General features: G+C 62.2%; 11 protein-coding genes. 8 read left to right on the forward strand and 3 right to left on the reverse strand.

Going from position 1 to position 12,598, the window contains the following annotated elements; translation table 11 throughout:
- Positions 1 to 227 precede the first annotated feature (227 nt).
- Genes AC2YI2_RS13040 through AC2YI2_RS13065 form a run of 6 tightly spaced genes read left to right on the forward strand, consistent with a single transcriptional unit; the run spans position 228 to position 6,562 of the window.
- On the forward strand, positions 228 to 1,013 hold the full coding sequence (locus AC2YI2_RS13040; protein ID WP_487386907.1) for an IclR family transcriptional regulator: 786 nt from the start codon (positions 228 to 230) through the stop codon (positions 1,011 to 1,013).
- On the forward strand, positions 1,013 to 2,266 hold the full coding sequence (locus tag AC2YI2_RS13045) for a Tm-1-like ATP-binding domain-containing protein (RefSeq protein WP_487386908.1): 1,254 nt from the start codon (positions 1,013 to 1,015) through the stop codon (positions 2,264 to 2,266). Before AC2YI2_RS13040 ends, AC2YI2_RS13045 begins: the two co-directional genes overlap by 1 nt.
- A gap of 2 nt (positions 2,267 to 2,268) precedes the next feature.
- Complete coding sequence (locus AC2YI2_RS13050) at positions 2,269 to 2,922, forward strand: HAD family hydrolase (RefSeq protein WP_487387241.1); 654 nt, start codon at positions 2,269 to 2,271, stop codon at positions 2,920 to 2,922.
- A 3-nt stretch (positions 2,923 to 2,925) separates the two neighbouring features.
- Positions 2,926 to 4,284, forward strand: a complete 1,359-nt coding sequence (locus AC2YI2_RS13055) for an aminotransferase class III-fold pyridoxal phosphate-dependent enzyme (RefSeq protein WP_487386909.1) — start codon at positions 2,926 to 2,928, stop codon at positions 4,282 to 4,284.
- 1 nt (position 4,285) lies between these two features.
- Positions 4,286 to 5,569, forward strand: coding sequence for an aspartate aminotransferase family protein (locus AC2YI2_RS13060; RefSeq protein ID WP_487386910.1), 1,284 nt, complete (start codon positions 4,286 to 4,288; stop codon positions 5,567 to 5,569).
- A gap of 3 nt (positions 5,570 to 5,572) precedes the next feature.
- Positions 5,573 to 6,562, forward strand: a complete 990-nt coding sequence (locus tag AC2YI2_RS13065; protein WP_487386911.1) for a phosphotransferase enzyme family protein — start codon at positions 5,573 to 5,575, stop codon at positions 6,560 to 6,562.
- Positions 6,563 to 6,565: 3 nt separating this feature from the next.
- On the opposite strand, the gene hpaR is transcribed toward AC2YI2_RS13065, so the two are convergent.
- From hpaR to AC2YI2_RS13080, 3 genes are all read right to left on the reverse strand, one after another.
- Positions 6,566 to 7,057, reverse strand: coding sequence for a homoprotocatechuate degradation operon regulator HpaR (hpaR, locus tag AC2YI2_RS13070; protein ID WP_487386912.1), 492 nt, complete (start codon positions 7,055 to 7,057; stop codon positions 6,566 to 6,568).
- Positions 7,058 to 7,101: 44 nt separating this feature from the next.
- Positions 7,102 to 8,517: a PepSY-associated TM helix domain-containing protein gene (locus AC2YI2_RS13075; protein WP_487386913.1), complete on the reverse strand. Its 1,416-nt coding sequence runs from the start codon at positions 8,515 to 8,517 to the stop codon at positions 7,102 to 7,104.
- 567 nt (positions 8,518 to 9,084) lie between these two features.
- Positions 9,085 to 10,248, reverse strand: a complete 1,164-nt coding sequence (locus tag AC2YI2_RS13080; protein ID WP_487386914.1) for a dihydrodipicolinate synthase family protein — start codon at positions 10,246 to 10,248, stop codon at positions 9,085 to 9,087.
- A gap of 303 nt (positions 10,249 to 10,551) precedes the next feature.
- Here AC2YI2_RS13080 and AC2YI2_RS13085 point away from each other — a divergent pair, with 303 nt between their 5' ends.
- Together AC2YI2_RS13085 and AC2YI2_RS13090 are read left to right on the forward strand one after the other, a co-directional pair.
- A complete protein-coding gene (locus AC2YI2_RS13085; protein ID WP_487386915.1) occupies positions 10,552 to 11,592 on the forward strand; it encodes a LacI family DNA-binding transcriptional regulator in 1,041 nt (346 codons plus the stop codon).
- Positions 11,589 to 12,590: a Gfo/Idh/MocA family protein gene (locus AC2YI2_RS13090; RefSeq protein WP_487386916.1), complete on the forward strand. Its 1,002-nt coding sequence runs from the start codon at positions 11,589 to 11,591 to the stop codon at positions 12,588 to 12,590. The genes AC2YI2_RS13085 and AC2YI2_RS13090 overlap by 4 nt, the downstream gene beginning before the upstream one ends.
- Positions 12,591 to 12,598 lie beyond the last annotated feature (8 nt).

The following is a 12,598-nucleotide window of genomic DNA, read 5'->3' on the forward strand; positions in this document are numbered from 1 at the left end:
TCAAACGGCTCCCAGTCGAAAGTCGGCTCGCTGTTGTTGTTTTTGGTTGCGAGTCCGTCGGAACTTGTGGTTCGATAATTGAACCGTAGCTTCAAATATAGACTTGCAAATCGCATGGCTTCCTGTCAAGTTAATTCGCATGTTAAGTATCTCGGTGGCTGCGAAGGCTTGTTGAAGGGTGTTATGCCTGACTGACGAAGCGTCGAACCAACGGGAGCGAGGAGACCATGGGCACCATCGGCAAGGCATTGACGCTGCTGGATATTCTATCCGGGATGGATCGGGAGGCGGGCCTCACCGAGATCGCCCAGGCCTGTGGCTATGACAAGGCGACCACGCGGCGGTTCTTGGTCGAACTGGAGAGGCATGGCTTCGTCGAGCAGCAAGCGGAGTCACGCAGGTATCGGCTTGGCCCGACGCTGTTGCGCCTCGCCCGGATCCGAGAAGAGCGCTATCCCTTCCTCCGAACTGCGACAGAGTTCGTCAGGGAATTGGCCGAACTCACCGGCGAAACCGTCCACCTTTCAGAATTTTCGAATGGCCGGCTCTCGACCATCCACGTCGAGGAATCGAGCAAGGCGCATCGGGTCTTCGTCAAGATCGGTACGATCCTGCCGTTCCACGCGACGGCCTCGGGGCTCGCCTATCTCGCGGCGTGTCCTGTGGAGATGATCGAGGCGGAACTCGCCAAGCCGCTCGCAGCCTATACCGACTACACGTCCTTGGATCCGACAGAACTGCGGGAACGCGTCGAGGAAACACAGGCACGCGGTTATTCGGTCAACCGGCAGGGCATGGAAGCGGGCGTGATCAGTGCCTCGTCTGCCATCATCCCGCCTGGTGGTCGACCTGTCGGCAGCATCACGGTTGCTGCACCCCTCGTCCGCACGGACGATGATCGTATTCGCGAGCACGGCATGGCGGTGCGGGCGGCGGCCCGGCGCATTTCGGAAGCATTTTTCGGGGCCGAGACACAGGTCCGACCCACAATTCAATCAAGGAGGATCGGTTGATGAGCGCTAGCGCCCGTCTGCCCAACATACTGGTGATCGGTACCGGCGACACCAAGAGCGACGAATTGCTGTTCATGGCCGATATCATCGCCAAGGCTGGCGGCCTGCCTGTCATGGTCGACGTCAGCGTGCTGGGCGATCCGCCCTATATGCCTGATTATTCCAAGCATGACATTGCCAGGGCCGCGAACACGACGATCCCTGATATCATCGACAGTGGCGACGAGAATTCGGCGATGGCGCTGATGGCGGAGGGCGCCTCCAATCTGGTGCGCACTCTGCATGAGGCCGGGCAGGTCGATGGCATGATCGTGCTCGGCGGTTCGATGGGAACCGATCTCGCGCTCGATGCGGCGGCAGTGCTGCCGCTCGGCGTGCCGAAATTCATCGTCTCGACCATCGCCTATTCGCATCTGCTGCCGCCAGAGCGGATCGCGCCCGACCTGATGATGATCCTCTGGGCCGGTGGTCTCTATGGCCTCAACCCGATCTGCCGTTCGGTCCTGTCACAGGCCTGCGGAGCCGTGGTCGGTGCTGCCAAAGTCGGCATCAAGCCCGACAATGAGCGGCCGCTGATCGGCATGACCTCGCTGGGCTCATCCTGCCTGAAATATATGAAATACCTGAAGCCGGCGCTGGAGAAGCGTGGTTATGACGTGGCCGTGTTCCACTCGACCGGCATGGGCGGCCGCGCCTATGAGGCGATCGCGGCGCAGAAGGGTTTTGCTGCGGTCTTCGATCTCTGCATCCAGGAAGTGACCAATCATCACAATGGCTCGGTCGTCACGTCTGGCCCCGACCGCATGGAGAATGCCGGTCGTGCTGGAATCCCACAGATAATTGCGCCGGGCGCCGTCGACATGGTCGATATCCAGGCCTGGCAGACGTTGCCTGACCATTTCGCTGATCGACCGTACCACGCGCACAACCGGCTGATCGGCTCGGTCACAACGGCCCCGGCCGGCCGGCGTGATGTCGCCCGCGTCATCGGCCGGAAGCTCGCAAGGGCAACCGCGCCTGTCGCCTTCATCCTGCCTTCGGGCGGTATCCAGGAATGGGACCAGGCGGGCGAGCCGCTGCATGAACCGGAGGCGCTCGACGCCTTCCTCGACGAGATGCGCAGGGCGATACCGGCCGCGGTACAGTTTGAGGAGACCGATGTGCACATCAACGCGCCGGAATTTGCGGCCAAGGCGCTTGCGATCTTCGACAGATGGGTCGCCGAAGGCATCGTTCCGAGGGGCCGAGCATGAGCGTGGAGAAGGCCCTGATCCTCGATTTCGGTGGTGTCGTCACCCGCACGATGTTCGAGACGCATGACATTACCGAAGGCGCGCTGGGTCTCCCGCCCGGCTCCCTGAGCTGGCGCGGCCCTTTCGATCCTGCCACCGATCCGCTCTGGCGGTCGATGCAGGCGCGCGAGATCACCGAGCGCGACTATTGGATGACCCGGACGCGCGAGGTCGGCCTGCTGCTCGGCGAGAACTGGGCGGACATGAAGACCTTCGTGCAGCGCGCCCGCGGCGCTGATGCCGAGCTGGTGATGCGGCCTGAGGCGCGGGATGCGATCCTGAAGGTCAAGACGGCGGGGCTCAAGCTCGCCATTCTCTCCAACGAGCTGGACCTGTTCTATGGTGTCGAGTTCCGCAAGCGCTTCCCGCTGATCGAGCTGTTCGATGTCATCGCCGACGCGACCTACACCGGTATCCTGAAACCCGATCCGCGCGCCTATGAGCAGGTTCTGGCCGAGCTCGGGCTCGACCGCCAGAACTGCGTCTTCGTCGACGACCAGAAGAAGAATATCGAGGGTGCGGAGGCGGTGAGCCTCCCTCACGTCCATTTCGACGTCACCCGCCCTGCCGAGAGTTATGCCCAGGCACTTGAGATGCTTGGCCTTTTAGAGGATTGACCGATGCGTGACAGCAATTTCCTGATCGAGAACAATGCCCGCCATCTCTGGCATCCCATGGCGCATCCGGCTGAGATGCAGGCCAAGCCGCCGAAGATCATCAATGCGGCCGAGGGGGTCGAAGTCGTCGACATCCACGGCAAGAAGGTGCTCGACGCGGTCGGCGGGCTCTGGAACGTCAATCTTGGCTATTCGTGCGAGCCGGTGAAGCAGGCGATCCGTGAACAGCTCGACGAGTTGCCCTATTATTCGACCTTCCGCGGCACAACCAATTCGCCGCTGATCGAGCTCTCCTGGGAGTTGGCGCAATTCTTCAAGGAAGACGGCCTGACCCGGTCCTTCTTCACCTCCGGCGGCTCGGACTCGGTGGAGACGGCGCTGCGCCTCGCTCGCCAGTTCCACAAGATCAACGGCCAGCCGGAGCGCACCAAGTTCGTCGCGCTGAAGAAGGGTTATCACGGCACGCATTTCGGCGCTGCGTCGGTCAATGGCAATGCCAATTTCCGCCGCAACTACGAGCCGCTGCTGCCCGGCGTCATCCATCTCGCCGCGCCCTTTCCCTATCGCAATCCGTTCAACACGTCTGATCCGGCGGAGATCGCAGCGGCGATCGCCCGCCAGTTCGAGGACGAGGTTGCCTTCCAGGGTGCGGACACGATTGCAGCCTTCATCATGGAGCCGGTGCTCGGCGCCGGCGGGGTGATCGTGCCGCATGAGAGCTTCATGCCCCTGATGCGCGACATCTGCGATCGTCATGGCATCCTGCTGATCGCCGATGAGGTGATCTGCGCCTTCGGCCGTACGGGCGCCTGGACGGGTTCGCGCGGCTGGGGCGTCAAGCCGGATATGATGACGACGGCCAAGGCGATCACCAACGGCTACTTCCCCTTCGGTGCGGTGATGATCGCTGACAAAGTCGTGCAAGTGTTCGAGGCCGACAAGACGACGTTCGGGTCGATCGGCCACGGCTATACCTATTCCGGCCATCCGGTGGGCGCGGCGGCGGCGCTGGCCACGCTCAAGGAGACCATTCGGCTCAATGTCGCTGCGAATGCGGTGGTACGGGGCGAAGAACTCAACACGGGGCTGGCCGAACTCAAGGAGAAGCACGAGCTTGTCGGTGACGTGAGGGGCAAGGGGCTGATGGCGGCGCTGGAGCTCGTCTCGGATCGCGCCAAGAAGAGCGGCGCCTCCAAGGATGCGGTCGCAAAGGTCTATGAGACTGCTTATGAAGAAGGCGTGATGGTGCGTACGTCAGGCACCAATGTGATCATCTCGCCGCCGCTGATCGTCACCGCCACAGACGTGCAGCGTATCATCTCGGCGCTCGATGCAGGGCTCTCGGCCGCGGAAGGCAAGTGAGATGAGCGACGTCAAGGCTCTGTTGGCGCGGCGCGAGCGGCTGCTCGGCCGCAACATGTCGACCTTCTACAATGATCCCGTCCATCTGGTGAAAGGAGAGGGCGTCTGGGTCTGGGATGCGGATGGGCGGAAATATCTCGACTGTTACAACAATGTCCCGCATGTCGGCCATTGCCATCCGCGCGTGGTCGAGGCGATCTGCCGGCAGGCGTCTATGCTCAATACCCATACGCGCTATCTGCACGAGGGCATTCTCGACTATGTCGAGCGGTTGACAGCGACGTTCGGCGACAGCCTTGATACGGCGATCCTGACCTGCACCGGTAGCGAGGCCAACGACATCGCGCTCCGCATGGCCCAGGCGGTGACCGGCAAGACCGGCGTGATTGCTACAGACCACACCTATCATGGCAACACCGCCGCTGTGTCGCAGCTCTCGACCCGCATGCCGCCGGTCGGGGGCTATGGCGGCCATGTCCGCCATGTGCCGGCACCCGACGGCTATCGGCCGTTGGGGGGCGTTCCGGGCGAATCCTTCACGGATGCCTGGGCGGCGAAGCTCGACGAGGCTATAGAGGATCTTCAGAAGACACCTTTCGGCTTCTCGGCGCTGATTGTCGATCCATTCTTTGCCAATGAGGGTTTCCCTGATTTGCCTGATGGTTTTCTCAGGCGGGCCGCAGCAATCGTCAGGAAGGCCGGCGGGCTCTTGATCGCCGACGAGGTGCAACCGGGTTTCGGGCGGACGGGTTCCCACACGTGGGGTCACCAGCGTGCCGGCATCGTTCCTGACGTGGTGACGCTCGGCAAGCCGATGGGCAACGGTCATCCGATCGGTGGCGTCGTCGCCAATTCAGAGACGTTGAATGCCTTCCGAAAAGCCTTCCGCTACTTCAACACCTTCGGCGGAAACCCGGTGTCCTGCGCGGCGGCGATGGCGGTGCTCGATGTACTCAAGGACGAGAAGCTGCAGGAGAACGCAAGGGAAGTCGGCGCTTACGCAGTTGCGGGGCTCGCAAAGCTTGCGGACAAGCATGAGATAATCGGCAATGTCCGTGGCGCGGGCCTGTTCTTTGGCGCCGAACTGGTTCTCGACCGCGCTGAAAAGACGCCGGCACCTGACATTGCGACACGGGTCATCAACGAGATGCGCGAACGCGGCGTGCTGATGGGCAAGCTGGGCGTCAAGCAGAATGCCACCAAGATCCGGCCGCCGATGCCATTTTCCAAGCCTGACGCGGATTTCATGCTTTCTACTCTTGATGACGTGCTGGCCGGGCTCTGAGTGATGGACGCGATCGAGGAGGCGCTGATAGAGCGGGCACGGTTGGCGCTTGCGCGTTGGAAGCTGCCGGACCAGCAGCCGAAACTGATCAAATATCGCGAGAATGCGGTATTCAGGGTCACGTTGGAGAATGGCGCTGCGGCGGCTCTCAGACTGCACCGTCCGGGCTATCATTCGCAGGATGCGCTCTCCTCGGAACTTGTCTGGATGGCCCATCTTCGCCGGTGTGGTGTTTCCGTGCCGGAGCCTCTTCCGACGCCGGACGGCGCCCTGCTCGTGGGCCTCGACGAGGACCGGGTGGGGCAGCAATATGCTGATCTGATTGGCTGGGTGGCGGGTGAACCACTCGGTGTTTCCGGCAAGCCGCTGGAGCACACTCGTACCGAACTCGCGGCCGTGTTTGCCAACATCGGCAGTGAGATGGCGCGCCTGCACGATGCCGCCGATCAGTTCGTTCAGCCGCGGGACTTCGTACGCCCGTTCTGGAACGGCGAGGGGCTGGTCGGCGATCAGCCATTCTGGGGGCGGTTCTGGGATTGTGTGCGGCTCGATCCCGCCGATCGCGACTTTCTGGGCGCGCTTCGTGGAAGGCTTTCAAGCGAATTCGTGTCGATCGACGGAGAGTTGAGCCATGGCCTGATCCACGCCGATCTGGTTCGCGAAAACATTCTCATCAACGGTGATCGCGTCACCTTCATCGACTTCGATGATTGCGGTTTCGGATTCCGGCTCTTCGATCTGGCGACGGCCTTGCTTCGGAATCGTGGCGAGCCAGATTATCCGACGATCGAGCAATCCTTACTCGCAGGATATCTCGCCATCCGGCCGGGAATGAAGAAAGAGCTCAGACATCTGCCGCTCTTCCTGCTCCTGCGGGCTGTGACCTATATCGGCTGGGCCGGCGCGAGGCCGGAGTTGCCCGATAGCGAAGCAAGATTGAAGCGTTATGTCGCCGACGTCAGGCAGCTTGCGGCCGACTATGTGCCAGCGTGAGCGTCAATCGTTGATCGAGGCCAGTTCGTCGAGCATGTTGAGCAGTTGGTCGATGCGTTCGCGGCCAAAAGTTTTCTCGAGCCTGTCGTAGATCAGGCGGCTTTCGGGCGCGACCTCGTCGATGATGGCGAGACCTGCCGCCGTGATCTCTAGCAGCACGCGGCGGCCGTCATTCTCATCCTTGGCCTTGGTGATGATGCCGCGCTCTTCCAGCGACCGGATGATGCGGGTGAGGCTCGGCGCGAGGATGAAGGCGCGGTCGGCCATTTCCGAGGCATCGACCATGCCGCGTTCGGCGAGAATGCGGATGACGCGCCATTGCTGCTCGGTGATGTCGTGCTCCGCCAGCATCGGCCGGAAATGCGTCATCACCGCTTCGCGTGCGCGGAGCAGCGCGATCGGCAGCGAACGGCGGGTGTTGCGTGGCAGCAGGGCGTCCTGCGGGAGCTTGGTTGCGCGCGGCGATTGATCGTTCATCACGGTTCTATCGTCCATTTGCGGGCGCTTTGCAATTGCCGCCGCAACCGAAGCTGTGCGGCCTAACTGAGGGCGCGCTTGAGCGGCTTGACATGCCTCAGGACCAGCAGGTCGAGTGCCAGCACGGCGAGCAGCACCGCGCCGGTCAGCGGGAAGAGGCAGGCGACTGCGAGCATTACGATCGCGCCGGGCTTCCAGAGACCCAGTTTTTCGGGAAGCGTCGGCGCGACGAGGCGGGTCGCGCCGGCCGGGCGGCGCTTCCACCACATGATAATGCCGCTCACCGACAGGAAGATGATCGACAGGCAGAAGAGTGTGTTAAAGACCAGGTTCCAGAGACCGATGTCGCCCTCATGGAAGGCGACGCCCACCGCCATCGCCTTGCCGGCCGTGCCGTAATCGGCGAATTCGACATCTGCGAGGATCTTGCCGGTGTACTGGTCGATATGAACCGTCCGATCAGACGTGGGGCCGGCGCTGTCATTGCTCATCGTGTCGCGCGAGATCGTCCAGACTCCTTCGTCGTTGCGTGGGAAAGCGAGCTGGAAGCGGTTGTCAAACCCTATCGAACGGGCGAGTGCGACGATGTTGTCGATATCGATGGGCTGGCCGCCTGGAACGCCGTCGATGCCGGTATTCGTACCGGAGATTGGCATCTTCGTCTGCTCGAGTGTCCAGGGCACGTCCTTGACGCCATCGTGGTTCATGTGATCGGCGTGGGTCTTGTCGGAGAGGGGCACATTGTCCCATTTCTCGGCCGGGAAAGTGGCCCAGGCCTGGGTGAATTTTTCTCCCCAGATGCCGGACCAGGAGAGTCCCGATACGAGGAAGACAAGCAGGACGACCGCGCACCATAGGCCGATCGACTGATGGAGCGATTTCCACAATGAACGGCCGCGTGCCGAAACCTGGGGCAGGACCGCGGAACGAAAGCCTCCGGCGTCGCGAGGCCACCAAAGGAAGAGCCCCGTGATTACCAGGACGACACCGAAACCGGCAGCGATCTCGATCAGCCGATCGCCGAGGTCGCCGAGAAGAAAGGTGCCATGAATGGTGTTGGCGAGGTCGTAGAGCAGATTGTGGCGCTGCCACTGGCCGAGAATCTGAGCTGTATAAGGATCGACGGCGACCATCGTCGACTGCGCGTTTACGTCCAATCGAAACACAGCCGCGCCATCGGCTGAACGCGGGGCAATATATTGTACGATCGTGCTGCCGGGCACGGCGAGGACAGCAGCAACCGCCTGCCGTGAGACGGCAACCGTCTCGGACCCCGGTGTGACTTGATAGAGTTTCTCGCCATCGCGGCCGACAAGTGCTGCGGACCAGAGCATGATGAGCCCGGTGACGGCGAGCATGATGAGGAAGGGCGCCACATAGAGGCCGGCATAGAAATGCCAGCGCCAGGCGGCGATGTAGAACTTTCGGGTCGAAGGGCGCTCCTTCACGGAGGGCGCGTTGAAGGTTGCATCAGTCATGGTGTCAGTTCCGCATATCCGACCGGACAGCGGAGTGCGCCATTTGCCGGTCCATGGTTCATCGCAAGCCTGATGGAGGTCAGGCGGTCAGGAATGAAACCGGGAGGGCAGGCGGGCCGCGGGGCGGCGCGTTGGGTGGAAAGTTCAGACGATGGAAACGCTCAGGGGTGAAGGCGAATGCCGCGCGCTCAATTATGGGCGCGACGTCTGCGCTCTCACAGGGCGGAGACGGCAGTGCGACGGCACCGGCGACACGGCAAGCCTCGCACCGTTGGCTCATATCCTTGCCAGTCTTGCTATCTCCGTTCTCCGGGATGCAGATTGTCGGAAAGGAACCGTCGGGTAGCGTATAATAGGCCGATATCTCCGCCGGCATCGCCGAGGCAGGCCGATGGGCAAAACCCAAGGCAACAAGCAGCATCGCGCAGAAGAGGCGCAAGGTGAATCCTGATGTTTTGCCGAACTTCGTCATGTCCGCCGAGGGTGAAGGCTGGGGCTCCAACCTCGTAGTCACGCCGACAGGAAATGGCAATGCGACAATTCGACGATCCTAACCGCCAGGCCCATTCATAGCCCAGCCAGCCCGAGCAAATGCTTCATGCGCACATGGGCCAGGTCGGGTTGCGCCAAGACGCCCGATTGATCCGCCAGCCGGAACACATCGGCATAGTGCAGAATGCCGCGGGCCGACTGCATGCCTGCGGGCATCATGAAATGATCCTGGTGGCCGTTGAGCCAGGCGAGGAAAACGACGCCCGCCTTGTAATACTGCGTCGGTGCTTCGAAGATGCAGCGCGAGAGGGGCACTGTCGGTTCGATGATCGCGCGAAAGCGGGCCGTGTCGCCCGATGCCAGTGCCGAAAGCGCGAGCGACGCGGGCACGGCGACCGCGTCGAATATGCCGAGCAGGGCGTGGCTGTAGTGTTCGCCGTCGCCTTCGATCAGCTCCGCGTAATTGAAGTCGTCGCCGGTGTAGCAGAGCACGCCCTCGGGCAGGCGCTTGCGGAGCTCGACCTCCTTGGCGTTGTCGAGAAGCGAGATCTTGATGCCTTCGACCTTGTCGCGGTTCTCACCGATGATCGTCAGTACCGTTTCGAGGGCTTCCTCGAATCTTTCCGAACCCCAGTAGCCGCAAAGCTGCGGGTCGAACATGTCGCCCAGCCAGTGCAGGATCACCTTGTCCTTCGCCTGGCTCAGCATGCGGCGATAGACCTTGCGGTAGTCGTCGGCAGACTGCGCAACGCGCGCCAGAGCGCGGCTCGCCATTAGGATGATTCGGCCGCCCTGGGCTTCGACGAATTCGCACTGGGTCTCATAGGCCATGATGACGTCGTCGAGGCTGCGCGCGGCATTGGGATCGAGATGGTCGGTACCCGCGCCACAGGCGAGGTCGGCACCCTCGACACCACGCGAAGCCGCCATCGACTCGCGGATCAGCTCCTGCGCGCCGGTCCAATCGAGGCCCATGCCACGCTGCGACGTGTCCATCGCCTCGGCGATCCGGAAGCCGAGCGACCAGAGATGGCGGCGGTAAGCGATGGTCCGCTCCCAGTCGATGGCAGGGCGACTCCAGGGATCGCTATCCCGCAGCGGGTCGGAAACGACATGGGCGGCAGCGTAAGCGATGCGGTTGAAAGTCGGCCGCACGGCGGGCGCCACGTGCGGCACGCCTGCCATCATGTAGGCTTCGCGGCGACCATTCGTCGTGGGCAGCGTGAGGCTAAGGGACATGGGATCCTCCATAAGGTTGAGGATGAATAATTTAGATCGTTCCAAATCACAAGATGGAATATTCGGCTTCGTGTATGGCATGGAGAGTTGTCGAGATCTGCATGCATTGCAACAAACTTTTCTGCAACGCGGCACGAACTGACGAGAGATTTCAAAATTAATATCTATATATCAATGTATTATCGTAATGAGATCGCCGCTCCTTGTAGATTGGAAGCAATAGGCCCCACCTTGCGATCCACAAAATCCCGCTTGACTAATTTGGAACGATCCAATAGATCAGGCCACAATCAGGGAGTTGAGATGTCAAAGGATCGGATCACGGTGGTGGATGTCGCTGAGGCGGCGGGCGTGTCGAAATCGACCGTTTCGCTGGTTCTTCAGGCCAGCCCGCTGGTGAACGAGGCCACAAGGGCCAAAGTCCAGGCGGCGATCCGCGATCTCGGCTATGTCTATAACCGCGGGGCAGCCAACCTTCGGCAATCAAAGTCCCGCATCGTCGGCATTGTCGTCAACGATCTCACCAATTCGTTCTTCGCCGAACTCGCCGTGGGCGTCGACCAGGTCGTGCAGTCCGCGGGCTATGTGCAGTTCCTCGCCAATACTGGCGAGAATGTCGACCGCCAACGCGAGGTGATCGCTTCGATGATGGAACACGGCATTTCCGGCCTCGTCGTATCGCCGGCGCGCGGCACGACGGCGCAGGATTTCAAGCCGCTGGTCGCGGCCGGCATTCCCGTGGTCATCGTCGTGCGCAACATTTCCGGCTCCAAGGTCTCCTCGCTGATGGCCGATAATCATGGTGGTGCCTATCAGGCAGTCGAGCATCTCGCCGGCCTCGGCCATCGCCGCATCGCCTTCCTCGGCGGGTTCCCGGATACGGCCGTCTTCACCGAGCGCATGCACGGTTATCGCGCGGCGATGGAGAAGGCAGGGCTTGTGGTCTCGGAGGATCTCGTCATCGGATCCGCACCCTCGCGTGCCGGCGGCGTCGACGCGGTGGGGCGAGCGCTCGGCTTGCCGGATCGTCCGACGGCTGCCGTCTGTTTCAACGATGCGGTGGCCTTCGGCGCCTGCGATGGCTTGCGTGCCCGCAAGCTGGAGCCGGGTATCGATTTCGCCGTGGTCGGTTTCGACGATGTGATCGAGGCGAAGACGGCGGTGCCGGCGCTGACGACCGTGTCGGTGGATCCGCAGGCGATGGGCAGCCGGGCGGCGCAACTGCTGCTCAAGCAGATCAATTCGGGCAAGGCGGAAGCCGAGGCGATCGTCACCTCAGTCCGGCTTGCGGTGCGCGAGTCGAGCCGGGGCGGACTGAATGCGTCCGGGAGGAAGAGTGCATGACTAGGTGGGGTTTGATCGGTGCGAGCACGATCGCGCATGAATGGGTGATCGACGCCATCCAGGCGACCGGTGGTGAGGTCGTTTCCGTCATGAGCACGAGTGCCGAACGCGGGAAGAAATATGCGGCCGATCACGGGATCGCCAAGTCGGTGACCGATCTCGACACACTCGTCGGGGATGCGGATGTCGACGCGGTCTATATCTCGACAACCAACGAGTTGCACCGGGAGCAAGCGATTGCCGCCGCCCGCGCCGGAAAGCACATTCTCTGCGAAAAACCTTTGGCCCTGAACCTGAATGACGCTCACGCCATGGTGCAAGCGGCGCGCGAGGCGGGTGTCGTGATGGGCACCAACCATCATCTCCGCAATGCCGCGAGCCATCGTGCGATGCGGGAAGCCATTGCGGCCGGCAAGATAGGCAGGCCTCTGGCTGCCCGCGTGTTCCACGCCGTCTATCTGCCGCCGCATCTGCAGGGTTGGCGCCTCGACCGGCCGGATGCCGGCGGTGGCGTGATCCTCGATATCACCGTCCACGATGCCGATACGCTACGCTTCGTGCTCGGCGACGACCCGGTGGAGGCGGTGGCCTTCAGCCAGCGCGGCGGCATGGGCAAGGTGGGGCTCGAGGATGCCGTGATGGGCGTGCTGCGCTTCAAGTCCGGCCTCATTGCGCAGTTCCACGATGGGTTCACGACGAAATATGCCGAAACCGGTTTCGAAGTGCATGGCACGGAAGGCTCGCTCGTTGGACGCAATGTCATGACCCAGCGGCCGGTCGGCACTGTCGTGCTGCGCAATGCCGAGGGTGAGCAGGAGCTCAAGCTCGAGCCGCGCAATCTTTATGAGACGGCGCTCGAAAAGTTCCATGCGGCCATATCCGGCAAGGGCAGCGCTTCGGCAACCGGCGAGGACGGTGTCTGGTCGCTGGCGACGGGGCTCGCCGTGGTCGAGGCGGCCCGGACGGGCGGCAAAGTCGCCGTCGAAGCAGGCATTTAGATTTCAGA

It is taken from the genome of Rhizobium sp. SRI_017 (genome assembly GCF_057586295.1).